This is a genomic window from Undibacterium cyanobacteriorum, assembly GCF_031326225.1.
Lineage (GTDB): Bacteria > Pseudomonadota > Gammaproteobacteria > Burkholderiales > Burkholderiaceae_D > Undibacterium > Undibacterium cyanobacteriorum.
Genome location: NZ_CP133720.1, coordinates 1006679 through 1033206 on the forward strand (window position 1 = coordinate 1006679; position 26528 = coordinate 1033206).

The 26528-nt window shown below is 48.6% G+C and carries 20 protein-coding genes; 13 read left to right on the plus strand and 7 right to left on the minus strand.

Translation table 11 applies throughout. The features are described 5' to 3' along the window. Positions 1-91: 91 nt before the first annotated feature. The 7 genes from mutM (at position 92) to RF679_RS04195 (ending at position 9079) form a co-directional block, all read left to right on the plus strand. The gene (mutM, locus tag RF679_RS04165; RefSeq protein WP_309482958.1) at positions 92-913 is read left to right on the plus strand and encodes a bifunctional DNA-formamidopyrimidine glycosylase/DNA-(apurinic or apyrimidinic site) lyase; all 822 of its coding nucleotides are present in this window, start codon (positions 92-94) and stop codon (positions 911-913) included. Between the two features lie 135 nt (positions 914-1048). Next, positions 1049-2965 (plus strand): dynamin family protein, encoded by a 1917-nt coding sequence (locus RF679_RS04170; RefSeq protein WP_309482959.1) that lies wholly within the window; start codon positions 1049-1051, stop codon positions 2963-2965. A 175-nt stretch (positions 2966-3140) separates the two neighbouring features. Further along, entirely contained in the window at positions 3141-4238 is a 1098-nt protein-coding gene (locus tag RF679_RS04175; RefSeq protein WP_309482960.1) for a WD40/YVTN/BNR-like repeat-containing protein, read from the plus strand. A gap of 79 nt (positions 4239-4317) precedes the next feature. Continuing rightward, positions 4318-5415, plus strand: a complete 1098-nt coding sequence (gene mutY / locus RF679_RS04180) for an A/G-specific adenine glycosylase (RefSeq protein WP_309482961.1) — start codon at positions 4318-4320, stop codon at positions 5413-5415. A 202-nt stretch (positions 5416-5617) separates the two neighbouring features. Then, a complete protein-coding gene (locus RF679_RS04185; RefSeq protein WP_309482962.1) occupies positions 5618-7087 on the plus strand; it encodes an alpha/beta hydrolase in 1470 nt (489 codons plus the stop codon). A gap of 1 nt (position 7088) precedes the next feature. Then, positions 7089-7919 (plus strand): ABC transporter ATP-binding protein, encoded by an 831-nt coding sequence (locus tag RF679_RS04190; protein WP_309482963.1) that lies wholly within the window; start codon positions 7089-7091, stop codon positions 7917-7919. Further along, a complete protein-coding gene (locus tag RF679_RS04195; protein WP_309482964.1) occupies positions 7916-9079 on the plus strand; it encodes an ABC transporter permease in 1164 nt (387 codons plus the stop codon). The genes RF679_RS04190 and RF679_RS04195 overlap by 4 nt, the downstream gene beginning before the upstream one ends. Positions 9080-9205: 126 nt before the next feature. Here RF679_RS04195 and rapZ read toward each other — a convergent pair whose 3' ends face one another. From rapZ to ilvA, 6 genes are all read right to left on the minus strand, one after another. Continuing rightward, positions 9206-10075 carry an RNase adapter RapZ gene (gene rapZ / locus RF679_RS04200; RefSeq protein WP_309482965.1) on the minus strand — a complete coding sequence of 290 codons (870 nt, stop codon included), beginning with the start codon at positions 10073-10075 and terminating at the stop codon, positions 9206-9208. Positions 10076-10081: 6 nt separating this feature from the next. Further along, complete coding sequence (hprK, locus tag RF679_RS04205) at positions 10082-11026, minus strand: HPr(Ser) kinase/phosphatase (RefSeq protein WP_309482966.1); 945 nt, start codon at positions 11024-11026, stop codon at positions 10082-10084. 39 nt (positions 11027-11065) lie between these two features. Then, positions 11066-11539, minus strand: coding sequence for a PTS sugar transporter subunit IIA (locus RF679_RS04210; protein ID WP_309482967.1), 474 nt, complete (start codon positions 11537-11539; stop codon positions 11066-11068). A 151-nt stretch (positions 11540-11690) separates the two neighbouring features. Then, positions 11691-14357 (minus strand): bifunctional diguanylate cyclase/phosphodiesterase, encoded by a 2667-nt coding sequence (locus RF679_RS04215; protein ID WP_309482968.1) that lies wholly within the window; start codon positions 14355-14357, stop codon positions 11691-11693. Positions 14358-14695: 338 nt separating this feature from the next. Then, a complete protein-coding gene (gene queF / locus RF679_RS04220; protein WP_309482969.1) occupies positions 14696-15577 on the minus strand; it encodes an NADPH-dependent 7-cyano-7-deazaguanine reductase QueF in 882 nt (293 codons plus the stop codon). 108 nt (positions 15578-15685) lie between these two features. Beyond that, the gene (ilvA, locus tag RF679_RS04225) at positions 15686-17218 is read right to left on the minus strand and encodes a threonine ammonia-lyase, biosynthetic (protein WP_373921731.1); all 1533 of its coding nucleotides are present in this window, start codon (positions 17216-17218) and stop codon (positions 15686-15688) included. A 312-nt stretch (positions 17219-17530) separates the two neighbouring features. Between ilvA and RF679_RS04230 the strand changes: the two genes are divergently transcribed. Further along, entirely contained in the window at positions 17531-18022 is a 492-nt protein-coding gene (locus tag RF679_RS04230) for a YqaA family protein (RefSeq protein WP_309482971.1), read from the plus strand. A gap of 138 nt (positions 18023-18160) precedes the next feature. Here RF679_RS04230 and RF679_RS04235 read toward each other — a convergent pair whose 3' ends face one another. Continuing rightward, positions 18161-19054, minus strand: a complete 894-nt coding sequence (locus RF679_RS04235; RefSeq protein ID WP_309482972.1) for a hypothetical protein — start codon at positions 19052-19054, stop codon at positions 18161-18163. Between the two features lie 479 nt (positions 19055-19533). Between RF679_RS04235 and RF679_RS04240 the strand changes: the two genes are divergently transcribed. The 5 genes from RF679_RS04240 to ubiE all read left to right on the plus strand — a co-directional run bounded on the left by RF679_RS04240 (position 19534) and on the right by ubiE (position 26495). Further along, positions 19534-20367: a DUF4304 domain-containing protein gene (locus RF679_RS04240; protein ID WP_309482973.1), complete on the plus strand. Its 834-nt coding sequence runs from the start codon at positions 19534-19536 to the stop codon at positions 20365-20367. A 278-nt stretch (positions 20368-20645) separates the two neighbouring features. Next, a complete protein-coding gene (locus RF679_RS04245) occupies positions 20646-24635 on the plus strand; it encodes an FAD/FMN-binding oxidoreductase (RefSeq protein ID WP_309482974.1) in 3990 nt (1329 codons plus the stop codon). After that, positions 24635-25051, plus strand: a complete 417-nt coding sequence (locus RF679_RS04250; protein ID WP_309482975.1) for an HIT family protein — start codon at positions 24635-24637, stop codon at positions 25049-25051. The genes RF679_RS04245 and RF679_RS04250 overlap by 1 nt, the downstream gene beginning before the upstream one ends. A 94-nt stretch (positions 25052-25145) precedes the next feature. After that, a complete protein-coding gene (locus tag RF679_RS04255) occupies positions 25146-25598 on the plus strand; it encodes a gamma-butyrobetaine hydroxylase family protein (RefSeq protein ID WP_309482976.1) in 453 nt (150 codons plus the stop codon). A gap of 153 nt (positions 25599-25751) precedes the next feature. Next, positions 25752-26495 carry a bifunctional demethylmenaquinone methyltransferase/2-methoxy-6-polyprenyl-1,4-benzoquinol methylase UbiE gene (gene ubiE, locus RF679_RS04260; protein WP_309482977.1) on the plus strand — a complete coding sequence of 248 codons (744 nt, stop codon included), beginning with the start codon at positions 25752-25754 and terminating at the stop codon, positions 26493-26495. The last annotated feature ends 33 nt before the right edge of the window (positions 26496-26528 follow it).

A 26528-nucleotide genomic window follows, 5' to 3' on the forward strand; every position in this document is an offset into this window, starting at 1 on the left:
GTGTGAGATAGGTAAGTTGTTTAAAGATTGTGAGCTTCAGCAGCGGTTGAGTTGGTAGATGAATTAGAGCTTGAATGAGGAGTCCATTGGAATGCCAGAATTGCCAGAGGTTGAAGTGACCCGTTTGGGGGTGACGCCTCACATTGAGGGGCAAGCGGTTCAACAAGTTGTGATGCGTAGAGATGGTCTGCGTTGGCCTTTCCCAGCCCATCTTGCAAGAACGTTGAAAGGGCAAGTCATACGTCGCACTGGTCGACGTGGCAAATATTTGCTACTCCATTTTGATCATGGTTGTTTGATTATTCACTTGGGAATGACGGGGAACCTACGGATCATGCCGCTGAACACGCCCCCACAAAAGCACGATCATTTTGATTTAATTTTGTCGACGTGTTTGATGCGTTTGACGGATCCTCGGCGTTTCGGCGCGGTGCTTTGGCATGCAGAAGAAGACGGTGAGCTTGAACTTCACCCTTTGTTGCGCAAGCTTGGGGTGGAGCCGCTCGAAGCAGATTTTACCGGACAGCTGATGTTCGAACAGACGCGCAATCGGGGTGCCGCCATTAAACAGGTTTTATTGTCTGGCGAGATTGTCGTGGGAGTTGGCAATATTTATTGTTCTGAGAGTTTGTTTCGGGCAGGTATTAGTCCCAAAACGGCAGCGAATCGTATCAGTCTGAAGCGATATCAAAGCTTGGAATTATCAATTCGTCAAGTGATGAGGGAGGCGATTGCCCATGGAGGGAGTACTCTGAAGGATTTTGTCGGCGCAGATGGTAAGACCGGTTATTTCCAGCAAAGCTATTTTGTTTATGATCGAGCCGGAGAGGCTTGCCGTGTTTGTCAAGGAACAATAAGACACATAGTTCAAGGGCAGCGTAGCAGCTTTTATTGTGTGAATTGTCAAAAATAGGCCAGAATGGCGTATTGTTGAGCGTAAGTGTATTCGCCACGTGTTCTTCATCGTCAAGCCCAGAAAGGGCACAGACGCTTTGAGATCAAATGGAACTGAGGCAATACAAGCAATCAGAAGAATAATGAGGAAACTATGAGTAATTTGGTGCAGAATTTCCAAGAGTACAGCGGTTGGCGCAAAGAAGTCGCTAGCGCGATTGAAGCGTATCGTACTTGGATCGCCAATTCTGACTTTGCCGATCATATTCTTGACCAACGCATTGTGCGTCTCAAAGAGCGCTTGGTGGACGATAAATTGACGATTGCCTTCGTGGCTGAATTTTCGCGCGGCAAATCCGAACTCATCAACGCTATTTTCTTCGCCGATTATGGTCAGCGGATTTTGCCATCGTCAGCGGGTCGAACCACAATGTGTCCGACCGAATTGATGTACGACGAAACTTTTCCTCCTTGCATTCGCTTGTTGCCAATCGAAACGCGTAGTGAAACTCTGAGTACTACCGAATATAAGAGCCATAACCACGTATGGACGGTATTGCCATTGGATCCACGCTCTGGCGATGGCATGTTGGAAGCGTTTAAGCAGGTAAGCTTGACCAAGAAAGTCACAAAGGAAGTTGCCAAGTCCTACGGTTTGTACGATGAATCTGATCCAGATGCTGCCTTAGAAGTCGATGAAGATGGCCTTGTCGAAATTTCTCAGTGGCGCCATGCGATTGTTAATTTCCCGCATCCTCTGCTCAAACAAGGTTTGATCATTGTTGATACACCAGGTTTGAATGCGATTGGTACTGAGCCTGAATTGACTTTGAATTTGATTCCGAATGCGCATGCGGTCCTGTTCATTTTGGCGGCAGATACGGGTGTCACCAAGAGTGATATCGATGTGTGGCGCAACCATATTGGTAGCGGCCCTGGTCGTATGGTGGTCCTGAACAAGATTGATAGCATGTGGGACGAATTGCGCACTGCTGAGGAAGTTGAGGGGCAAATTCAGCATCAGATCGATACGGTTGCGCATACGCTCAGTTTGGAAAAGAATCAGGTTTTTCCGATTTCGGCCCAGAAAGGTCTAGTCGCCAAAATCAACAAAGATGCGCCATTGTTAGCTAAGAGCCGCCTGCCTAAGCTTGAGCATGCTTTATCGAAAGAGTTAATTCCATCGAAGAAAAACATCATCCGCGATCAACTCGCTACCGATATCAGTGAAATCGCTGAAGGACAAATGGCGGTGATCGCTGCGCGTGCGCGTGGGATCAGCGAGCAGTTACACGAATTGAAAAGCTTGCGCGGCAAGAATCAAAACGTGATCGAGCATATGATGAAGCGTGTGACGATGGAGAAGCAAGAATTTGATGCTAGCCTCATGAAGATGCAGGGCACGCGTTCTGTATTCACGCGTTTGTCGACCGAAGTTTACACGACCTTGGGTATGGATTTGCTCAAGGAAGAGATCAATACCGCACGTGAGGCGATGGAGAATAGTAAGTTCTCTCTCGGCTTGAAAGACGCCATCAAGAATTTCTTCGATCAGGTGAAGACTAACTTAGAGGCATCCAATCGTAAGACGGATGAGATCTCACAGATGATGGCGATTATGTATCGTAAATTTTCGACCGAACACGGTTTAGCTTTGACGACACCCATGCCTTTTTCCTTAGAAAAATATGTGAACGAAGTGAATGCAATTGAATCGGTATTCCAACGCCAGTTCAACACCATCACGATGTTAACAACCTCGCAAAAGGTATTGATGCAAAAGTTTTTTGATTCGATTTCGGCTCGCGTCAAACAGAGTTTTTCGCAAGCTAATCGTGATGTGGAAGCATGGCAGAAAGTCGTGATGGCACCGATCGAAGCACAAATTCGTGAGCACAAAAATCAATTGAAAAATCGTATGCAATCGATTCAACGGATACACGTCGCTACCGACAGTTTGGAAGAAAAAATCGCCAGTTTTGAATCTTTGAATACCGAGGTCGAACAACAAAAGGCAGCCTTGAGTGCCTTGCGCCACAATATAGAAAAGGCTTTGGCTAGCGAAACTTAAATCAATTGTGGCAGCCAATCCAACCAATTTAACCATTTCAACCATTCTAGCCATTGATCGCTAAGTTTGAATGCGAATCCAGACTGGAATGGAACTTTCGGTCTTCCGGTCGTTCCAAATCACCTTATCACCAAACGCCTCGATTCAAACGGGGCGTCTTTTTTTGGAGTCTTAGATGAAGTCTTTAAAGCCAACCCAAGCAGCGCAGCGAGTGTGTCCAAATTTGTTGAAGACCTGCGTGCTGTCTACTTTATTGAGCATGAGCGCGAGCGGATTTGCACAAGACAAGCAGTCAGGTTCCGCTTGGAAGAGAATCGACAGCGGGGTACAGGTTGAATTGCGGGGCTTATCCGTGGTTGATGCTCGTACGGCGTGGGCGAGTGGCGCCAAGGGCACGGTCTTGCGCACGGTCGATGGTGACACGTGGCAGGCCATGCAAGTGCCCGGTGCAGACAAATTAGATTTTCGTGATATTCAAGGATTCGATGCGCAGACGGCGATTGCCATGAGTGCGGGTCCCGGCAAAGCATCAAGCTTGTATAAAACGCGTGATGGTGGGGTTACATGGGAACTCCTCAAAGTCAATGGTGACGAAGCCGGCTTTTGGGATGCGATGGACTTTTGGGATCGCGAGCATGGCATTGTGTTTGGCGATCCGGTCGACGGTAGCTTTCAGGTGCTGGTGACGACGGATGGTGGCGCAAGTTGGAATAGCCCGGTACTTGATAAGAAACAGTTAGCTGCCTTAACAGGTGAAGGTGCATTTGCTGCGAGTGGAACTTGCATCTCGGTCACAGGCAAGCAAGACGTCTGGTTTGTGACTGGCAGCGCTGCGCAAAGTCGCGTGTTTCGTTCGCACGATGGTGGTAAAAATTGGCAAGTGAGTGCGACCGAAGTGCCCGCAGCTGCGCCGCCGAAAGGCTTGTTCTCCGTCAATATCAATGCACAGGGACAGGGGTTTGCGGTGGGCGGTGACTATCAGCAAGCCAAGGGCGCTGGAATTAACATCGTCAGCACCCGTGATGCAGGTAAGACTTGGCAAACCGTGCCATCGAGCCCAACGGGATTTATGTCGGTGGTGAGTCGGGTGCCTGGCTCGGCCAGTTTTGTAGTCGGAGGACTAGCAGGATCTGTGGTCACCAAAGATTTCGGTAAGACTTGGCAATGGCTAGGTGAGACGCCGCTTAATGCAACGGCTTTCGCGACACCACAGCACGGTTGGGCGGTCGGTCCTAAAGGTCTCATCATGAAATTTGTCGGCGACGCTTTGTGATTTTTGGCGGGTTTGGAGCAATCAGAAGATGAAGCGTGTGGTAAGAGAAAAGCAGGATGTCCCTCATCAAGGCGAACTGATGAGTCTGCAGGATCCGAGCTTCTCGGCCGATTTGATCGCCTGGCAGAAAGTCTATGGGCGCCACAGTTTGCCATGGCAACAAACCCGCGATCCTTATCGTGTGTGGTTGTCTGAGATCATGCTTCAACAAACTCAGGTGGCAGCGGTGATTCCCTATTACCAGCGCTTCCTTGAGCGTTGCCCCGACGTGTTTGCCTTGGCGGAAGCCAGTCATGAAGAGGTCATGGCACTCTGGAGTGGGCTTGGCTATTACACCCGTGCTCGTAACTTGCATAAATGTGCCAAACAAGTGGTTGAACACTATGCTGGACGCTTTCCTAGCGATCCGCAATTACTACAGCAGTTACCCGGCATTGGGCGTTCGACTGCAGCCGCAATCGCCGCCTTCTCTTATGGCGTGCGAGCCGCGATCTTAGATGGTAATGTGAAACGCGTCTTCGCTCGCGTGTTTGGAGTGGAAGGTTACCCCGGATCCAAACCAATCGAGGATCAATTGTGGTTGCGCGCAGAAGCGCTTTTGCCTGTCAGCGGGATCGAGGCTTACACGCAAGGTTTGATGGATCTTGGTGCAAGTTTGTGTAGTCGAAGTAAGCCAAATTGCCGTTCTTGCCCTTTCTCCCAGCGTTGCGTCGCTTTTCATCAGGATAGAACAGATGAATTGCCACATCGGAAGCCAGCCACGAAAGCGAAGCAAAAGTATGCCTGTATGTTTTTACTGCGCGACGGCAACCAGGTTTTGTTGGAGCAGCGTCCGGCGCTTGGTATATGGGGGGGGCTATGGTCTCTTCCTGAAGTTAGTGGTATGCAGGAAAATCCAGAACCGGCGCGAGCGCAATTCCCGCAGCAGCAACAGCGCGCTCTGGAGTTTGCCAAGCAATTTGGTGAAGTCGATAAAATCGCCATTTTGGCTGAGATGCAGCATGTCTTTACCCACTTCCGTTTAGAGTTCCGTGTGTTGCAAGTATCGATGCAGTGTGTTTCGCCGACCATTCAAGAAGCGCGGTATCAGTGGTTTGATTTAGACACGATCGATCAGGTTGGCTTGCCAGCTCCGATCAAGACTTTACTTTTACAAGAAAGAGATTCCTTGCTCTAGAGAATGCGGCATTGATTTGCACAATGAAACAATGAAACTGTGTTGTTCTGGAGTGATGTGCCCGCGCTACGAGCTCGTCACGTTTTTCTCGTCGTTTGTCGCATAAGCTCGTATTTCGTCACCTGCTTTCCCATTTTTTGCACAGCCTCACTACAATCTCAGCATTGAGATTATGTTGTTACTTCATTTTGAGGGGAGGCTCATGCAAATGAATTCCGCATTAAGAAAGCTCGCTTGTTTGACTTTGCTGACGGCTCCGTTGGCAGCACACGCTGGCACCAAGGCTTGTCGTATTCCAAGTTTTCCGCAGGAAGTGCAGTGTGGACAAATTGTCCGGCCGCTTGATCCTAATCAGCCCAATGGTAAGAAGATCGAGGTGCATTACGTAGTCTTGCCATCAAAAGATCGGAATAAATTACCTGATGCGGTGTTTTTATTGGCCGGAGGCCCTGGGCAAAGTGCCATCGATGCAGCCGGATTTGGCGAATCAAATTTAGGGAAGCTTAATCGTCGTCGTGATTTGGTTTTTGTTGATCAGCGTGGCACTGGCAGAAGTGCTTCTTTGAAATGTGATGAGCTTGAAACAAGCGACAAAATATTGGATAGCGACGGTGCATTCAAGGCGACCACCGATTGTATGCAGAGCCTACAAAAGCTGCCACATGGTGATTTGAAATTTTATAGCACCAGCATCGCGGTTCAAGACTTAGAAGCGATACGCGTGGCGCAAAACTATAGTGAAGTAAATTTAGTCGGCGTCTCGTATGGGACCCGAGTTGGTTTGGAATATTTGCGTCAATACCCGCAGTCGGTGCGTCGATTGGTGATTGATGGTGTGGTTCCGCCTGACCTTGGTTTGCTGGGAACCAATGCGCAGGCTGCTTTAGAAGGCGTGTTTGCTGAGTGTGCAAAAGATAGGCGTTGTAGCGCGGCCTACCCTGATTTAGCTGGCACTTGGAAACACTTGCTCGATAGTACGCCGCGCCAGTTCACCTATACCAATTCACGACTATTGACGACGATCACCACAAAGATCGCGCGTGAAGATTTGCTCGGTATGGTTTTGAAGGCTTTGTATTCGCCTAGTATGACATCCGTATTACCTTATGCGATCACGCAAGCAGATAAAGGAAAACTTGATGCTTTGTTGACCATGAGTGGCAGTTTTAATCAAGCGGGCCCCGGTGGTTTGACGTTGGGAATGCATTATTCAGTATGGTGCGGTGAGGCATATGCCAAGCCACGTCCTGCGAACGCAGTGAGTGATCAGTTCACAGCACGAAGCGCTGAAATGTATGACCGAGTTTGTGCGACCTGGCCACGTGCGGAAATTCCGAAAGAGTTCTTTAACGTACCGCCTTCTAAGTCGCCGGTTTTATTGCTCAGTGGCGGAATTGATCCGGTCACACCGATCCGCTACGGCGATCAAATAGCCAAAGCATTGGGTGCGAAAGCGCGCCATATCACTATCGAAAATGCGAGTCATGGTGTGATGGGGCAGGGATGCGTACGCGATGTGGTGAATAAGTTCCTCGCTGCGAAGACCGATGATGAGGCATTAACGGTAGATGTGAGCTGCGTGCGACAGATTCCTCGCCCCTTGGTATGGTTGCCGCCCACCAAGAGCACCGAGGTCGGCGCTACTGCAAATCTAAAGAAAGCAGGAGAATAAGATGATCATTGTTGAAGACCTCCATAAAGAATTTATCAAACTGGGCAAACCTAAGTTTGGTATTGGTGCACGCCAGACCGAAAAAGTGAAAGCGGTGAATGGTGTCAGTTTTAGTGCTCAAGATGGTGCTATTTTGGGTTTGCTCGGCGCGAATGGAGCGGGCAAAACCACCAGCCTTCGCATGGTGGCATCCATGCTCAAAATGGATAGTGGTTCGATCAAAATTGATGGTGTGGAAGTAAAAGAAGGTCAAACAGCGTCGCAAGCACACTTGGGAATTTTGTCGGATGCTCGTGGTTTATACCCGCGTTTGACTTCACGCGAGAACATTCAGTACTACGGCAAATTGCATGGAATGGAAAAAGCCAAGATTGAACAACGTCTTGATCAATTAGCGCATTGGCTGGAAATCGAAAAGTTATTGGATCGCCGTACTGAGGGATTTAGCCAAGGCGAACGTATGAAAATCGCCTTAGCGCGTGCCCTCATTCACGATCCCAAAAATATCATTCTAGATGAACCGACTAACGGTTTGGATGTGGTGGCAACACGAGCACTGCGAGAATTCTTGCGATGGTTGCGTAGTCCTGAAGGCGGGAGTAAGTGCATTGTTTTCTCGACCCATATCATGCAAGAGGTTGAACGTTTATGCGATACCGTGGTGATCGTGGCTCAAGGTCGCACGGTTGCGAAGGGTACTGTCACCGAGCTGATGCATCAAGCACAAGAGTCGGATTTTGAAGACGCCTTTGTGAAGTTGGCTTTTTTGGATAAGTCTAGCCCACTCAATGGCGGTCTCCATTCAACATTGAAACAAGGGAGTGTCGCATGAGAGAGGTATTGGCAATTTACTGGAAAGAGATTTCAGACGCGATGCGTGATCGCCGTACTCTCATGATGGTATTGGCGAGTTCATTATTACTGGTTCCAGTATTACTTTTTGTGTTTTCCACCGTGATGTCCCAAGTTGAATCACAGGCTGTCGACCGCACTGTGACGGCAGTCAACATCAAGGATGCGCCAAGTTTGGAAAACTATATTTTGCGCCAAGGCTATGAGATCAAGACGGCGCCAGTCGATTACGAGGAAAAATCTCGTAGTAAAGAACTGATCAAGCCGGTGTTATTGGTACCGGAGAACTTTGAACTGGATTTGCAATCGGCTAAACGGGTCGAGTTGGAAATTGCTTTTGACACTTCCAATCGTCAGGCAGAAATGGGCTTGGGACCCTTGCGTCAATTATTGGCCGGTTATGCACGGGAACGATCAAGTCTTGATTTGATGATGCGTGGCGTATCACCAGACTTACTGCAGTCAATTTCAGTGAAAGAGCGCCATATCAGTCGACCAGATGAGCGACGTGTGACGATTACCGCAATGTTGCCGATGGTCTTAATTATGGCGATCGTGATGGGTGGCATGTTTGCGGCAATTGATAGCACTGCCGGTGAACGTGAACGTGGCTCATTGGAACCATTGATGATGAATCCCGTATCAGGTTTTCAATTGGCGATCGGGAAGACAGCAGCAGTGGCTTCGGTCAGCATTCTTATCGTAATTCTGACGGTGAGCAGCTTTTTTCCCGCCCAGGCTGTGATTGGAAATGAAGCTTTACGGGCTGAGTTTCAGTTTGGGATGAAAGATGCACTCGCCTTTTTGATTGTATTAATTCCTTTAGCTGGTGCGCTTTCATCCTTACAAATTGCGATTTCTTTGACCTGTAAGTCCTTCAAGGAAGCGAATGTTCGCAATCAGTTACTGAGTTTGGCCGTATCGTTTATGCCCATGTTCTTCATCGTCAACCCCGGCAAAGAACCAGCCTGGCTAACGTGGGTGCCCGTGATGGCACAAACGCAGATGATGAATCAAGTGCTGAAAGGTGAAGCGGTAGCGACTTCTTCTTTCGCCATCGCCATTGTCGTCGCACTTTGTATCATGACCGCGAGTTTGATTTTTGTATCGAAAAAGATGCGCGAAGTGGTGGCGCAGTAATGTTGAGTTATTCTTGCTGAGTGCGTTTAGCAAGTCGTAATGAAAAAGGCTTCGAAGTGTTCGAGGCCTTTTTTCTTTGTATGGGGCCTTTGCAATGATTTTCTGTTTGATCTAGGTGCTGTCGATTTATTTACAGTGTGATTGTCGATGACGGATCAAGACTCGCTCGTTCTGTTGAAAGTGTGCGGCGAGGCGTTCGACCATATAAACCGAGCGATGTTGGCCGCCGGTACAACCAATACCCACCGTGAGATAGCTGCGATTATCACGTTTAAACTCCGGCAACCATTTTTCAATCAGATGTCGGATATCATTGAATAGTTCTTGTGCCATTTCCTGTTGGTCGAGGAAGTCGATCACTGGCTGATCTTTACCAGTCAAGGGACGCAAGGCAAGATCGTAATGTGGATTCGGCAAAATCCTCACATCAAATACAAAGTCTACATCGAGCGGCACGCCCACTTTGAAAGCGAAGGATTCAAACATCAAAATCAAGGGCGCTTGTTCAACACCGATTTCATCTTTGATCCAATGACGTAGGCTATTAGCACTTAAGTTTGAAGTGTCGATGACATTGCCCAAAAACTGCAAGGGTTCGAGCAACTCGCGTTCTTTTTGTATGCACTCAATCAGACTCAGCGGCGCGCTCGATAACTGTTGCTGCTGCAGATGATGTGACAGTGGATGGCTGCGTCTTGTTTCGGAAAAGCGGGCGATCAGCGTTTCGGAACTGGCAGTCAAAAATAAGACTTTCACTTCATGTCCGAGCTGGCGTAGTCGTTCGATAGCCTCCGGCACGGTCTTGAGCAAATGCGCGCTGCGTGAATCAATCGCCATCGCTGCACTTTGCACGCCTTCCCACTCCAGTGTGTTGACTAAATCAACCAATAAGCTCGGCGGAAGATTGTCGACGCAGTAAAAGCCAGCGTCTTCGATGACATTGAGGGCGACTGATTTACCCGAGCCAGAAATCCCACTGATGAGCAAAATACGCATGGTGATCTAGCCCATCGTATCATCCATGGCGCGGCGTTGACGTTCCATGAATTCTTCTAAGGTATTGATGCCGCGTAACTGCAGAATCGTGTTGCGTACCGCTGCTTCCAAGAGAACCGCAATGTTTCGACCAGCTGCCACAGGAATCACCACTTTTTTGATCTGCAAACCAAGCACATCTTGGGTTTGCGAATCTATCGGCAGTCGTTCGTAATTTTCTTCGAGCGTACTGCGTTTAACCAAGTGAACGATCAATTTCAAACGCATTTTTCGACGTACAGAGGTCTCACCGAAAATGGCTTTGATATCGAGCAGACCGAGGCCGCGTACCTCTAACAAATTCTGTAAAATTTCAGGGCAGCGGCCTTCAATCATGTTAGGGGCAATGCGGGAAAACTCGACCGCATCATCCGCCACCAGACCGTGGCTACGTGAAATCAACTCCAAACCAAGTTCGCTCTTACCCAATCCAGATTCACCTGTAATCAAAACGCCCACACCGAGCACGTCCATAAAGACACCATGCATGGTGACTTGCGGTGCCAGTTTCTTCGATAGGTAGACGCGTAGATAATCGATCACCTGAGCTGCAGGCAATGGTGTCGAAAAGAGTGGGATATTATTGTCATCGCAGATATCGAGAAACACTTGCGGTGACTCCAAGCCTTGCGCAACGATCAGTGCAGGTGGATTACCGGCGATCAGTTCCTTGATCAGGTTAGCGCGAGAACCGGGGGAGAGCCTTTGGAAATAGTTGAGTTCTTGATGACCAAGAACTTGAATACGACCAGGGTGAATTAGATTTAAGTGACCAACTTGATCGGATGAAGCCGTGGCGTCATCGGTGATGAGTTTTTCGCCACCGGAAAAACCGGCAAACCAACCTAGCTGCAATGTATCGCGATTATCATCGAAAATTCTTTGTATGCTGAGTTCGGTGATTAATGGCATAGGTCGGTCTCAAAAACAGAAATAAAACGCGATCGGGAATTAGGAACTGAATTGTGACTTGGTTTCCCAGTCAACGATGCTACGGTGAACGAGGGCTGCATCAGTTTCGCCGCGCAAGCCTTCGCGGAACTCATCGTCGGACAACATCTCTGCGATTTCCGACAAGATTTCCAAATGTTGTTGCGTGACGTTGTCAGGCATGAGAAGGAAAATTAAGAGGTCAACCGGCAGACCATCGGGAGATTCAAATGGGATGGCTTTACTCAATCGAACAAAGGCCGCGATTGGATTCTTGAGACCCTTGATGCGTCCATGTGGCACTGCGACCCCATGACCAAGACCGGTTGATTGCAGTCGTTCGCGTGCGAACAGGTTCTCGGAAACAACTGAACGGGCAATGCTGCAATTGTTCTCGAACAATAAGCCTGCTTGTTCAAACGCACGTTTTTTACTTGAGACATCGAGGTTCAGCAGCACATTTTCCAGCGGCAGAATTTTCGCGATATTGGTCATGTTACAAATCTTAAGGTGGCGCAAAAGGGCTGAGTTGGGAGCCCGACTGAGGTGTCGCAGGCGCAACTTGCACAACAAACTGAACTCGATTCTTGGTCGGTTCAGCAGGTTGGATTATAGGCTTCTTTTGGCGGGTGTGCGACTTTACCTGTCAGGAATGCAAATTTTTCTGCAATAGTGCTTCAAAGGCCTCGACAGAGAGGGGTTTACTGAAGTAAAAGCCTTGCATTTCTTGGCAACCAGCTTCCTTCAAAAAGTCCATTTGTTCAAGACTTTCAACACCTTCGGCGGTGACGCTCATGCCAAGCGCATTGGACATCGCGATGATCGCCTTGGTGAGTACGACGGAGTCTTGATTCGCTGGAATTTCACGGATGAATGAGCGATCGATCTTGAGATTGTCGATCGGGAATCTTTGCAGGTAAGAGAGTGAGGAAAAACCGGTACCAAAATCGTCCAGCGAAATGCTGACACCGAGTTGTTTAATCGCGTCAAAGACACCGCCGAGGTGGTCCGCCTCAACCATTAACAAGCCTTCGGTAATCTCCAATTGCAAGGCATTTGGATCGAGGCCGGTTTCATCCAAAACATCTTTGATGAAGCTCGGCAGATTCGGATCTTGGAATTGTTTAGGTGAGATATTGACGCTAATTTTGAAGTCGAATTGGTATTGTTGCCGCCATTGCTGGGCGTGACGCGCAGCTTGGGTCAAGACCCAGCGTCCGATCGGTACGATTAAACCAATTTCCTCAGCGAAGGGAATGAATTCGTTGGGGGCGACAATGTTCATATCTTCCATTTGCCAACGAATAAGCGCCTCGGCCCCAACAATTTTTTGCGTCAAAAGATTAACCTTGGCTTGGTAGTACACCAAAAATTCATCTTCAACTAATGCTCGTCGCAAATTGCGTTCCAAAGCATAACGATGCTGGGCGCGGATCATCAGCTCGGAAGTAAAGAACTGGTAGTTATTTCGCCCCAGTTCTTTAGCTAGATACATCGCTGAATCTGCGCAGCGGAGCAAAGTTGGTCCGTCAGTACCGTCATGTGGAAAGACACTAATGCCAATCGATGTTCCTAGATGATATTGGTTTTCGTCAATGACAAAGGGTTCGCGCATTTTGTTCAGTATGCGCTCTGCTAGTTCTTTGAGATGCTGTGCAGTGGCAAATTCTTCCACCACGATCACAAACTCGTCACCACCCAGCCGCGCCAACATATCCGTCGCTCGTATGCAAGAGCTCAGACGTTTGGCAACGTCACATAGGAGGCCATCGCCGGCAGCGTGACCAGCTGTATCATTCACGTTCTTGAAGCGGTCAAGGTCCAGAAAAATGACAGCGACTTTTTGATTATACGAATGCGATAGCGCGTAACTGAGTCGTTGCTGTAACTGATGGCGATTGGGAAGACCGGTCAAGGCATCGTGGGTCGCGATGTACTGCAGTTGACGCTCAGTCTCACGAATTTCGGTTGTGTCAGTGAAAGAAATCAGTACTGCTTCATTTTTGTGATGGTCATGGCTGGAATGAATTGCTTGCGCATTGACCAGCAACCACACTACAGACTGATCGTGCAGTTGCAAACCAATCGAGAGATTGGAGATCGGCTCGCCCGTGCGCAGTACGACCGAGGCAGGATCGTCGCCAATCTTAATTTCACTGCCGTCCTCACGGAAGATTCTGGAGAAATAACGATGACGGCGTCCAGTTGTGTCGACCGAGGATATTTTCAAGATGCGTTGGGCACTCGGATTGCACGTTAGGATCTTTCCGCCCGGCGCAATCACCATAATGCCTTCGGTTAAGTTATTGACGACGGAACGATAGCGGTCTTCACTGGTCGCTAAGCTACGTTCCATATTTTTCTTGTCGATGGCTAAGGCGATGACGTGCATCGCGTCCATGATCAAAGTTTGCTCGTCGACGCTTGGAGTACGGGTGGCACGATGGTAAATGTCGACTGTTCCAAGTAGGCTATTAAACGCCGTTTTGATCGGGACCGACCAACAGGATTGATAGCCATATTTGAGAGGCGTGTTTTTATGCTTCGGCCATAGTTCGCTGTCAGCGATATTCTCAACAATCTTGATTTTGCCGCTTTGGATCGCCGGGCCACAACTCCATTGTTTAAGATTGAGCTCGAGTTGATCAACTTCATTCAGAAAGTCAGTGTCGAAAGAGGGGGCCGCTGCCAGCTTAAGGCGTTTCCGTTCTTCATTGAAGAGCATGATGGCGCAGATAGAGCCGTTATCGAGTAGGCGCTCCATGCGGTCGCATACATCTTGCAGAATCTGTGTGAGCGGATTGTCTAAGGCGATCATCTCGAGAATTTCTTTCTCGTGATGGAGGGCCTCATGGCTTAGACTATTGGCGGTGGCAAATTCTCGTGTGGGGCGCACATGCAGTGATTTCGCAATCGGCTGTGTTTGTAAATTACGAATTCGCAGAACATAGGCGGTATTTCTGTGAACCGGGAAACTGTGCAGTCGGACCTCGACATCGATTAAATGTGCGTCGCGCGTTTTGAGTTGGCAAAATTCAGCAATTGCGATGGGGAGTAGGCTCGCACCAGCTTGTAAATGGGTTTTGAGTTGATTGGGGTGACTAAACTGCAGAAAACTACTCCAGCGCATGCCGGTAATTTCATTGAGATTTTTAGCGCGCAGCATCTCAATACCAAAGCGGTTTGCGTGAACGATCACCCCATCAATGAGGACAAGGCTTGCGTCTTGTGCATATTGTTCAAGCAGAGACTGCCAATTTGCCGGATAAATCATGTCGGTAAAATTGTTTGATGGCTTACTGGAGTAATTCACAAATCGTATTTTCTGTAATTGCAGTTGGAGGACTCGTTCGCAAATGCTCGGTCGCTATTCCATCTCTCAAGCATTTTGATCAAAAAAGGGTGAGGCGCAGCGTGAAAAAAAACAGCAAAAAAACAGCACAAAAAAACTGACCAACCACATACTTCATACCGCGAGCGTGCTAGCACTATCATCCAGTTATTTTTGTTTGTAAAAACGTCACTGTCAGATACGCATTGCAAATAAGCTTTCAGGAATGATTACAAATTAATCGTGTTCTCGCAAGCTGTCGAAAAGGCATTTATGTTGATCTGATCAAAGCTTAATGAGCTTGGTCTCAATCCAAGGATCTATTGACGTGCATTTCGTTGATTGGATGGCATTTTCCCGGTGCTGAAGTTGCTGCGCCACGGGTTGATGTCGAGGCCGCCGCGTCGCGTGTATCGTGCATACACAGAGAGTTTTTGCGGTTTACATTGGTTCAGAATATCCGTGAAGATACGCTCAACACATTGTTCGTGAAATTCATTGTGATTGCGGAAGCCAATCAAGTAGCGCAACAAAGATTCTTGAACGATTGGCGCGCCGATATAGTGAATTTGCACACTGGCCCAGTCTGGCTGACCAGTGACTAAACAATTGGATTTGAGGAGGTGAGAGACAAAACGTTCTTCGACAATCGCTTGTTGTGGATCTGCCTTCAGCACTTCCGGAATTGGAGAGTATTGATCCACTTCGATATCAAGTCGATCGAGTAAGAGTCCTTCCAATTCGCCAAAGCTGAATTGTTCAAACTCTTCGCTGCTGGTAATTTTGATTTGTACCGGAGCACCGAATCCTTGGCTTAAATCTTTTTGTAGACGAGTATGAAGTTCATCGACTCCACTGAGGCGCGTCTGATTGAATGAGTTCAGATACAGTTTGAACGATTTAGATTCGATGATATTTGGCGAATCAGCGGGGGCCATGATGCTTGCAATCGCCACCTGCGGTTTGCCACGCGCATTGAGCCAAGACACTTCGTAGGCATTCCAGATATCCATGCCAAAGAAGGGTAAATTGACGGCTTTACCATCCACAATTTTCAGGCCAATTTCAGCGCGCTTCTCAGCACGAGGGATCGGAAATAGGAGACTTGGATTGTAATGGGTCTCGTAGGCGGAAATCTTGCCAAGTTGGGATTGTTCTGCCGTATTGCCCGATTCGTTGATCGGGGTGTTTTGTGTAGTCATGGTTAAACAAAAATAACAAAAGACGAGGTGGGGTGGCGCACGTCAAGTTGTGGAGGAGAATTGCTTGGGTAAAGCAACTCTCACTATTTATCTCAGGATGCAGGTTTATTACAAGAACAGTTTGTAGGCTGGATTGTCGCTCTCATCCCAATAGCGGTAGCCTAGTCCATTAAGGAAATCTTTAAACGCTTTCATTTCTTTTTTCGGTACCTGCAAACCAACCAAGGTTCTGCCGTAATCTGCGCCATGATTGCGATAGTGGAACAGACTAATATTCCAATTCGGCGCCATGCTGTTTAAGAAGCGCATCAGCGCTCCTGGACGCTCTGGGAATTCGAAGCGGTATAACAATTCGTTTTCGGCCAATTCGCTTTTGCCGCCTACTAAGTGACGAATATGCAGTTTGGCTAATTCATCATCGGTAAGGTCGAGCGTAGGGAAACCATGCTTGATAAAGCTCTTGGCGATTTTGCTGGACTCGTCGCGATTACTGACTTGTATCCCGACAAAAATGTGCGCTAATTTTTTATCACTGATGCGGTAGTTAAATTCAGTGACATTGCGTGGTCCCACCAATTCGCAGAAGCGTTTGAAACTGCCTTGAACTTCGGGGATCGTTACTGCAAATACCGCCTCGCGCGCTTCACCAACTTCGGCGCGTTCAGCGACAAAACGTAGGCGATCGAAGTTCATGTTGGCGCCGCATGCAATCGTCACTAAGGTCTCATTTTTGAGCGGGCGCTTTTGTGCTTTCTCTCGCTCAATATAGGCTTTGCAACCAGCCACAGCTAATGCACCAGCCGGCTCTAGAATGCTACGCGTATCTTGGAAGACATCTTTAATAGCAGCGCACACCGCATCGGTGTCGACCGTGATCACTTCATCGACGTACATTTTGGCAAGGCGGAAAGTCTCTTCGCCAACTAATTTGACCGCCGTACCGTCCGAGAAAAGTCCCACGTCATTCAATGTGACACGTTTACCGGCTTTCAGGCTGCGTGCCATCGCGTCGGAGTCGGTGGTTTGCACGCCAATGATTTTGATGTCAGGACGTACTGCTTTGACGTAGGCGGATACGCCAGCGATGAGTCCCCCGCCGCCGATGGCGACGAAGATGGCGTGGATAGGACCCGCATGTTGTCGCAAGATTTCCATGCCAACCGTTCCTTGACCAGCGATGACATCAGGATCATCGAATGGATGCACGAAAGTTAGCTTGCGTTTTTTTTCAAGCTCGAGCGCATGTCCGTAGGCATCGGTATAGGATTCTCCATGCAAGACAATTTCAACGGCTTCGCCACCGTGGCTGCGCACTGCATCAATCTTCACCGGTGGGGTAGTGGTAGGCATGACGATCACGGCCTTACATCCGAGGCGTTTGGCGCTCAACGCCACGCCTTGTGCATGATTCCCCGCGGAGGCACAAATTACGCCGCGTTTCACTTGCGCTGGGGTCAAATGTGCAATCTTGTTGTAGGCGCCGCGCAGCTTGAAGCTAAATACGCTTTGCATATCTTCGCGCTTGAAATGAATTTGATTGTCCATGCGTTTGGACAAATTCGGCGCAAACTCCAGCGGGGTTTCAAAAGCCACGTCATAGACGCGGGCGGTTAATATTTTCTTGAGATAGTCGGTGGACATGGGAAATCTTTTCAATTTAGTCTTTTCAATAAGGGACTTGAGCCACGCGTGATCTTTCAGAGAGGTCTTCGATCGACGGTTTCAGCGCATAGGCTGCATCGAAGTAATCCAATAGATCTTCGCAGCGAGACGAATGCAATGGAGACACTCATATCTCTATGGATAGACAAAGATGAAGCTCGTTACCTTGTTTGATGTTTCAAAGTTCGAGCAGCGAAGGTTTCCAGATACGGTAATATGCGGAAACGATGCAAAATTCTAAAGTCCTTTGCGTCATTATAATGTATCCCTTGTTCTGTTTCTGGATTTCCTATGGTCGAAGCCGCTGTTGCCTGGTTGCTCAAAGTACTTGCAGTCTCGCAAGTCGGCTTACCTGCGGTCTTTTTGATTGCTTTCATCTCCGCAACTTTGGTGCCTTTGGGCTCTGAACCCGTTGTCTTTGCAATGGTAAAGGCGAATCCCGATATGTTTTGGCTCGTTATTGCAGTGGCCACGGTCGGCAATACTTTAGGCGGGGCGGTCAATTATGGGATGGGATATGGAGCAGAAAAGGCCTTCCATAAGGAACGTGCCAGTCATTGGTTCGGATGGCTGGAGAGGTATGGCGCCAAGGCTATGTTGCTATCTTGGTTGCCTGCGGTGGGGGATCCTTTGTGCCTATTAGCCGGATGGCTGAAGTTGCCATTTTGGCAGTGCGTCCTATATATGGCGATTGGAAAGGGCTTGCGCTATGTTTGTATGACGATGCTACTGCTTTCGGTTCCATCCGGTATGTGGCAACAAATAGCGCATTGGCTGGGATGATAATTCGAAACGGCACTGAGCGATCTTTGGTAATGTCTTGCAGCCTGCAGCGACGGATCATAATCAATACTTAGCAAAACACAGCGTAAAACACAGTGCAAAATACCGATTAAAGAAACCAAGGAATCACGCCAAATATCAATTGCCAGCGTTGGGGTTCGCAGGCGCCATGGCTTTCATAGCCCATGCTGGGTAATTGGTTTTGAACAATCTATAAAAGAGATCGATCTGTGTTTTGTTTGACATCATCTCACGTAAGTAGCGACGTTCGTCGGGTTTGATGGTTTGATTCGACAGATAGAGGCCGACCCGTGCTTTGGGAAATTGCTTGAGCGGTATTGCTTGTATTTTTTGATCGAGCAGAATGTCGCGCGCCGGTTGTACGAACACCGTGGCAGACATAATGCTCGCGTTAATATGGCCTTGATCCATTTTGCGTGCAACCTCATCAACTTCGATGATTTCCTCGCCGCGCTTTGCGGTTTTGACGCGATAGACCAGTTCTAGATACTCTTTGCCGAAATCATAGCCCTTCACAAAACCAAATCGAAGCTGTTCGCTCTCCAAAATACGTGAGGGATCTTCGTTGAGATTCACCTCATTACGAACAATAAGGCTTGGGTGAAATTCGATGAGAGGAATGAACTCGCCATAGCGATCACGTTCTTCACTATGAATTGCAAATACGATGTCCGTCAATCCGTTCTTGAGGTAATGCATGGCACGCGCTCGGGGTACCAGATCCCAAGTGAAGCGGCATGAGCTGGCACTTTCGATGCTGCCAAAGAAATCACTCAGGATCCCACTGACTTGATTTTGACTGTTGACGGTTAAAGCCGGACTTTGCGGGTTAATCGCGATCCTGAGTGGGCGCTGGCACGCGGGTGCTGGTGGAGTATGCAGAGCAGAAGAGTGATTATTTCGTTTGCCACCATTTGCGCTACTTGCCGTGGCAGGGTTGATTAAGCAGAGGCAGATGGGTAGCAAACATAAGTGCGCGATCACACGAAAAATGATTGAATTCTTTTTCATTTGGCATTCATAGACTGAAGAGCATGAACATCATCGAAAGTGCGAGCGCTTATTTTGCCAAGAAATATTGGCACAAACCTTAGCATAGAACAAAACTCGTCTTGCTCCCTACTTTGTTGTTGTTTGTATGTTGTTTATGGCGTGACATGTTGATCAAAGTACATGAAACGATGTTTTAGGGTTCAAGTCGAATATGGATTCATAATTTTTTCGTCTATGTTGTAAAAAGTGGGTGAAAAAAAGAATCTTTGGATTTCCCTAGCATGAGGCTTTCCGCGCCAGTATAATGCGCCCCTTTTTTGCTCGCTTGGTTCGACTCTCGTACTAATAACTGTTCTCCCTATACACATGATTTGTCCACGACGAATGGCTTAAATTTTCGTCGAATAATCAGCAAGAAAGTGTAGTTGTAAGGAGGTGATTTTATGATTTTTGACCATAAACGAGCATAGGGTTCGTATTTCAAAGCAGGTGCTATTTTGTGGAAAAAAATTAAAGATTTATTTTCAGTCAAAATTGATGGTGAAGCTTCTGACGCAGAGCATGAGCTTGAAAGCGGAGACGTCCATGAGAATCGACCAGGTAGCGACAAAAGTGAGGGTGACAACAAGAGCGATGGTCCTAACTTAAGTGATCTGATTCGCCAGCATTTGGCCCCAGTTTTGCGCGCAGATGGTTTTACTGGCAGTGGTCGTAACTTCCGTAAAATTCACACGGATTGGGTTTTAGTGCTGAGTGTCGAGACTTCGAGAGCCGGTAACGCCTTTGCTTTAAACCTCGGTATTCAAGCGAAATTTGCGCCCGATAGTCTAGGGAAAGAAGTTGACCCGAAAAAAATCAAAGTGCAACTATGTGAATTTCGACGTCGCGTGCTGACCCCGGAGATCGACGTGTGGTGGAAGTTCGACTCCACCCCTGAAAGTATGAGTGAAGCGCTGCAGTCCGCCGCGCAATGCTACGTGCAGCAAATCCGCTCGTTGGCGCGCGCGATTTGTAGTGAAAATTCGCCGTTTGCGAGTATCACTCCCGATGATTTTAGTGTCGAAAAAATGGGCTTCAATCAGTTCGACACCACCGAAGGGCGGCTAGCCCTGTCGATCGCACGTTATCGTATGAAGTATGAACTATACGAGAGCGCCCAAGCTTTTGCCCAATTGGGACTGAAATATGTGGGTATCTCGGTGGGCTTGCAGCGCGATTTAGAAGAGTTGATTGAAGAGGCGATCAAGAAACGCGAGAAAGTTCTGACGGTTGCAACCTCTGCGGATGTAGCCGCAGACGCGGAATCGCTAGGGCAAGCAAATAATCTGTGAATGAACCGCCAGAGCGCCTTGCCTCGGCGTTTTGAGGGCGCGTGTGGCTATGGGGAAACTGTTGAAAATCCGGTAAAAACAACAGTTTCTATACTAAATATTCAAGATTTCTGAAAAAGCCCAGAATTTCCTCAGGTATTTTGCGTAAAAGTCAAAAGATATCCCTAAAAATGTCAAGGATGTTCCAGCATGGTGCAGCGCAATAGGCTAGAATGAGGCTAAATTATACAAACCTATAGTGCCGGCTACGCCGTCCACTCATTCGCCTGACCTTGCAGATGAACGCCCCTATCCAGCTCGATGCCCGTTTCGAAAACGGCGACCTTCAAACTCAGCCCACCAGCGCAACGCGTTTGCGCGAAATTCCTTACAACTACACGTCCTTTTCCGATCGTGAAATTGTGATTCGTTTGCTTGGTGAAGAGTCTTGGGCTTTGTTGGATAACTTGCGCGGCAAACGTCAGACGGGTCGTTCGGCACGGATGCTGTACGAAGTTCTCGGTGATATTTGGGTGGTACGTCGCAATCCCTATTTGCAAGACGATATGTTGGAGAACCCCAAGCGTCGGCAAGCTTTGATCGATGCTTTGAATCACCGTCTTCATGAAGTCGAAAAACGTCGTGTGGCGACCGATAAGAGTGGCGATAGCGATAGCGATCGTAGCCAGTCGGTCGAAATTTTGGTGGCGGCAGCGCGTAAAGCGGTTGCGGAGTTCTCTCAAGAGTTTCGTGATACTTGGGACTTACGTAAAAAAGCTAGCAAGTTACTGACCAAATATACCGCCAAAGACAATATCAAATTTGATGGCTTAAGCCGCGTGTCGCACGTGACCGATGCGACCGACTGGCGCGTTGAATATCCATTTGTGGTGTTGACGCCCGACACCGAAGAAGAAATTGCGGGTCTTGTGAAGAGCTGTATCGCTCTCGGTCTCACAATCATTCCACGAGGCGGTGGCACGGGTTACACCGGTGGCGCGATTCCATTGACGCCAATGTCAGCCGTGATCAACACAGAAAAATTGGAACATCTGGGCCCCGTTGAGATGACCCGCTTGCCTGGCGTCGATCGTGATTATGCTGTGATTTATTCTGGCGCCGGCGTGGTGACTAAACGTGTGTCTGACGCAGCCGACAAAGCCGGTTTCGTGTTTGCGGTTGATCCGACTTCGGCTGAGGCTTCCTGCATCGGCGGGAATGTCGCCATGAATGCCGGTGGTAAGAAGGCCGTGTTGTGGGGAACAGCGCTGGATAATTTGGCCTCATGGCGCATGGTTGATCCGAATGGCGATTGGTTAGAAGTGACGCGCCTCGAACACAATTTAGGCAAGATTCATGACGTTGAACTGGCCAAATTCCAGCTCGAATGGACCCACCCGGGCGAGAAGAAACCGTTCAAATCTGAGCTGTTAGAAATCCCAGGCCGCACTTTCCGGAAAGAGGGCTTAGGTAAAGATGTCACCGATAAATTCCTCGCGGGTTTGCCTGGCGTGCAAAAAGAAGGTTGTGATGGTTTGATCACCTCGGCCCGTTGGATTTTGCATCGTATGCCAAAGTATGCGCGCACAGTCTGTTTGGAGTTCTTCGGCCAAGCGCGTGATGCGATTCCTAGCATCGTCGAAATCAAAGATTATCTCGAAGGTGAAAGTAAACAGGGCGGCGCAATTTTGGCGGGCCTAGAACATTTGGACGAGCGTTATTTGAAAGCGGTGGGTTACACCACCAAATCGAAACGCGGCGTGATTCCAAAGATGGCATTGTTTGGTGACATCGTTGGTGATGACGAAGATGCGGTGGCGCGCGCAGCCTCTGAAGTGATTCGAATTGCCAATACGCGCGTCGGTGAAGGCTTTGTGGCGGTGAGTCCTGAAGCACGCAAAAAATTCTGGCTTGATCGCGCTAAAACGGCGGCGATTTCTAAGCACACCAATGCGTTCAAGATTAATGAAGACGTGGTTATCCCGCTCGATCGTATGGGCGAATATACCGACGGCATTGAGCGTATCAATATCGAGTTGTCGATCAAGAATAAACTCGCTGCTTTGTCGGCCTTGCATGCATTTTTGACGCGCGGTAATCTGCCATTGGGTAAGAGTGAAGATGCGGATGGCGACGATATTCCTGCTGCAGAGTTGTTGGAAGATCGTGTCAGTCAAGCGACGCAGTTGGTCAAGGAAGTTCAAGCGCGTTGGACTTATTTGCTAGAGAACCTCGATCAAGCTTTGAGTGAAGCACGTCCGGCTTTATCTGCGCATGGATTGGATAAGCTCGATGAGACTTTCGCGCAGCGCTTGCAAACGCAGGCAAATGCGACGGTCTTCCAAGTGGTGCAAGATCGCACCATCCGTATATCGTGGAAAAGCGAAGTGCGCGCTTTACTACGCCAGATTTTCAATGGTGCTGCCTTCCGCATGATTTTGGAAGAGTGCACAAGCATCCATAAACGTGTTCTGCGTAGCCGTGTCTTCGTGGCACTGCATATGCACGCAGGCGATGGCAATGTGCATACCAATCTGCCAGTCAACTCTGATGACTATGAGATGCTGCAAGTCGCGCATAAAGCGGTGGAGCGCATCATGGTCTTGGCGCGTTCTTTGAATGGTGTAATTTCTGGCGAACACGGCATCGGTATTACGAAACTCGAATTCTTGACCGAAGACGAGATCAAGGATTTCCGTTCTTACAAATTGCGTATTGACCCAGAAGGTCGCTTCAACAAAGGCAAGCTCTTGAATATGCCGGGCTTTGCCGCCGACTTGCGCAATGCTTACACGCCTTCCTTCGGTTTGATGGGACATGAATCGTTGATCATGCAGCAGAGTGATATTGGTGCAATCGCGAATAGCGTGAAAGACTGTCTGCGTTGCGGTAAGTGCAAACCGGTTTGCTCGACTCATGTGCCGCGTGCGAATTTGTTGTACTCACCGCGTAACAAGATTTTGGCGACCTCCTTGTTAGTCGAAGCCTTTTTGTACGAAGAACAAACGCGACGGGGAATCTCGATCAAACATTGGGATGAGTTTTCTGATGTGGCAGATCACTGTACGGTGTGTCACAAGTGCGTCAATCCATGCCCGGTCGATATCGACTTTGGTGATGTCTCCATGAATATGCGCAACCTGTTGCGCAAGATGGGACAAAAGAAATTCAATCCCGGCACCAGTGCTGCGATGTTTTTCTTGAACGCGACCGATCCGGCGACGATTAATGCGACGCGTCAAGTGATGGTCGGGCTCGGCTATAAAGCGCAACGCTTGGGCCATGATCTGTTGAAGAAATTTGCCAAGACGCAGACCAAAGCACCACCCGCAACGGTGGGCAAAGCGCCGATCAAAGAGCAGGTGATTCACTTCATTAATAAAAAAATGCCGGGCAACTTGCCGAAGAAAACCGCGCGCGCTTTGCTGGATATTGAAGACGATAAAGTGATCCCTATCATCCGTAATCCGCAAACCACGACGGCTGACACTGAAGCGGTATTTTATTTTCCTGGTTGCGGTTCTGAACGTTTGTTCTCGCAAGTCGGCTTAGCAACGCAAGCGATGTTGTGGAATGTTGGTGTGCAAACGGTGCTGCCACCGGGTTATTTGTGCTGCGGTTATCCGCAACGTGGCGCAGGGCAGTTTGATAAAGCGGAGAAGATGATGACGGATAATCGCGTGCTGTTCCATCGCATGGCGAATACGCTGAACTATCTCGATATCAAAACTGTGGTGGTGTCGTGTGGCACTTGCTACGATCAGTTGGCCACCTATGAGTTCGATAAGATTTTCCCAGGCTGCCGCATCATCGATATTCACGAATATCTACTTGAGAAGAATGTCAAACTTGAAGGCGTGACTGGTACGCGTTACATGTATCACGAACCTTGTCATAACCCGATGAAATTGCAGGAGTCGAGTAAGACCATCAATAGCTTGATCACCACGGTGGATCAAGTGAAGATCGAAAAGAATGATCGCTGCTGTGGTGAGTCAGGGACCTTCGCTGTAGGCCGTCCAGATATTTCGACACAGGTGCGTTTCCGCAAACAAGAGGAAATGAACAAAGGTGCGGATAAGTTGCGCCAAGATGGTTTTAGCGGTGACGTCAAAGTACTGACTTCTTGCCCATCTTGCTTGCAAGGTTTGTCGCGTTACAGTGATGATACTGGCGCACAAGCCGATTACATCGTGGTCGAAATGGCGCGGCATTTGTTGGGTGAAAACTGGATGCCAGAGTATGTGGCGCGCGCCAATAATGGCGGGATTGAAAGGGTCTTGGTCTGATGAGTAGCTCCTGCGAATTATGTGTGGCCGCCAACGAAGATGTGGTGGTCAGCACGCCGCTATTACGCGTGATATTGGTCGATGATGATAATTACCCTGGCTTTTGCCGTGTGATTTGGCATGCGCATGTGAAAGAGATGACCGATCTCGCGATTGCCAATCGCTCGGCGATGATGCAAGCGGTCTGTAAAGTCGAAGAAGCCATTCGCGATGTCATGCAACCAGATAAAATCAATTTGGCGAGCTTGGGCAATATGGTGCCGCATCTCCACTGGCACGTGATACCGCGTTATCGTGACGATGCGCATTTCCCAAGCCCCATTTGGGCGAGTACCGAACGTAGTTCACAGAACTTAGCGGCGAAGCGTGCCTTGTTGCCTGAATTACGGCGGCAGATTGAAGCGATGTTTGCCTAGACGAGTCGGGCATTAGTTCATCAGTTCATTCGCTCATTTGTGTTCGCACCCGCAACTCACTGATTGTTTTTCACTAAGATGTTTTGATATTCGTATGCAAGATCAGCGTTCCCCTTTGCCACCTTTCATCTCTGATGCGCCACAAATACAAGCGATTAATGCGCGCACCATATCGCGTTGTTTGGAACTAAGCTTTGAGGATGGACGCGATTTTGTCTTGCCATTTGAGTATCTACGTGTGTACTCCCCATCGGCCGAAGTGCGTGGACATGGTGAGGGACAAGAAGTTTTACAGGTCGGAAAACGCATGGTCAGCATCACTGGCATCGAACCAGTTGGGCACTACGCCATTAAACTTTTGTTCACCGATGGTCATAGCACTGGCATCTATACCTGGGCTTATTTGTACTGGTTGGGCTTGCATCAAGACGTGGCGTGGGCAAACTATTTGCAACGTTTGCAAGCCGCTGGCTACACGGACGAGTCGGGACGTGATGCAGAGCCCGCCCCAAAAGCTGCAGCTAGCTGTTCTTCCAAGCACAGGTAATTTTTGTTTTAAATTACCGCAAAAAAAGCCCAGAAAATGGTCTTTGTCCCGCCTAAAAATTAGCATTCCCCCCTATAATCGCGCCTACGTTCAAGAATCGCAGCTTTGCACGACCTTATGCTGTCGAATTTGATAAAAATACAAGGAAATCGCATGAGCGACACACAGAACACCACGCACTTCGGTTACACCACGGTTGCTGAAGAAGAGAAAGTCCACAAAGTTGCCGAGGTATTTCACTCGGTGGCGGCGAAGTACGACGTGATGAATGATTTGATGTCGGCGGGTTTGCATCGGGTATGGAAGATTTTTACAATTGCACAAGCCGGCGTGCGTCCTGGTTTTAAGGTCTTGGATATTGCCGGCGGCACGGGTGATTTGTCGAAAGAATTCGTGAAGCAAGCCGGGAAGAGCGGGGAAGTTTGGCATACCGATATCAATGAGTCGATGTTGCGCGTGGGTCGTGATCGTCTCTTGAATAAGGGTTTAGTCACCCCAACTTTGCTGTGTGACGCGGAGAAGCTGCCATTTCCCGACAACTACTTTGACCGTGTGAGCGTGGCCTTTGGTCTGCGTAACATGACACACAAAGATCAAGCGTTGAAAGAAATGCAGCGTGTGTTGAAACCGGGCGGAAAGTTGTTGGTATTGGAGTTTTCTAAAGTACCTGAAGTATTACAAAAGCCGTATGACTTGTACTCGTTCAAGGTGCTGCCTTGGCTGGGGCAAAAAATCGCGAATGATGCGGACAGTTATCGCTACTTAGCCGAATCGATTCGAATGCATCCAGACCAAGAAACTTTGAAAGGCATGATGCAAGAAGCCGGTTTAGAGCGTGTGGAATATTTTAATTTGACGGCGGGTGTGGCGGCCCTGCATACCGGTATCAAACTGTAAAAACTGAGCTTGGTGGTGTCATTGCGCTGTCAG

Excerpts from the sequence above, each read along its gene's own strand:
- ubiE (WP_309482977.1), top strand. The coding sequence starts at position 25,752 with ATGAGCGACACACAGAACACCACGCACTTCGGTTACACCACGGTTGCT.
- ilvA (WP_373921731.1), bottom strand. The coding sequence starts at position 17,218 with ATGTCCACCGACTATCTCAAGAAAATATTAACCGCCCGCGTCTATGAC.
- RF679_RS04175 (WP_309482960.1), top strand. The coding sequence starts at position 3,141 with ATGAAGTCTTTAAAGCCAACCCAAGCAGCGCAGCGAGTGTGTCCAAAT.
- RF679_RS04235 (WP_309482972.1), bottom strand. The coding sequence starts at position 19,054 with ATGAAAAAGAATTCAATCATTTTTCGTGTGATCGCGCACTTATGTTTG.
- rapZ (WP_309482965.1), bottom strand. The coding sequence starts at position 10,075 with ATGCGTATTTTGCTCATCAGTGGGATTTCTGGCTCGGGTAAATCAGTC.
- RF679_RS04170 (WP_309482959.1), top strand. The coding sequence starts at position 1,049 with ATGAGTAATTTGGTGCAGAATTTCCAAGAGTACAGCGGTTGGCGCAAA.
- RF679_RS04210 (WP_309482967.1), bottom strand. The coding sequence starts at position 11,539 with ATGACCAATATCGCGAAAATTCTGCCGCTGGAAAATGTGCTGCTGAAC.
- RF679_RS04255 (WP_309482976.1), top strand. The coding sequence starts at position 25,146 with ATGCAAGATCAGCGTTCCCCTTTGCCACCTTTCATCTCTGATGCGCCA.
- RF679_RS04250 (WP_309482975.1), top strand. The coding sequence starts at position 24,635 with ATGAGTAGCTCCTGCGAATTATGTGTGGCCGCCAACGAAGATGTGGTG.
- mutM (WP_309482958.1), top strand. The coding sequence starts at position 92 with ATGCCAGAATTGCCAGAGGTTGAAGTGACCCGTTTGGGGGTGACGCCT.
- queF (WP_309482969.1), bottom strand. The coding sequence starts at position 15,577 with ATGACTACACAAAACACCCCGATCAACGAATCGGGCAATACGGCAGAA.
- RF679_RS04190 (WP_309482963.1), top strand. The coding sequence starts at position 7,089 with ATGATCATTGTTGAAGACCTCCATAAAGAATTTATCAAACTGGGCAAA.
- RF679_RS04245 (WP_309482974.1), top strand. The coding sequence starts at position 20,646 with ATGAACGCCCCTATCCAGCTCGATGCCCGTTTCGAAAACGGCGACCTT.
- RF679_RS04185 (WP_309482962.1), top strand. The coding sequence starts at position 5,618 with ATGCAAATGAATTCCGCATTAAGAAAGCTCGCTTGTTTGACTTTGCTG.
- RF679_RS04230 (WP_309482971.1), top strand. The coding sequence starts at position 17,531 with ATGGTCGAAGCCGCTGTTGCCTGGTTGCTCAAAGTACTTGCAGTCTCG.
- RF679_RS04195 (WP_309482964.1), top strand. The coding sequence starts at position 7,916 with ATGAGAGAGGTATTGGCAATTTACTGGAAAGAGATTTCAGACGCGATG.
- hprK (WP_309482966.1), bottom strand. The coding sequence starts at position 11,026 with ATGCCATTAATCACCGAACTCAGCATACAAAGAATTTTCGATGATAAT.
- mutY (WP_309482961.1), top strand. The coding sequence starts at position 4,318 with ATGAGTCTGCAGGATCCGAGCTTCTCGGCCGATTTGATCGCCTGGCAG.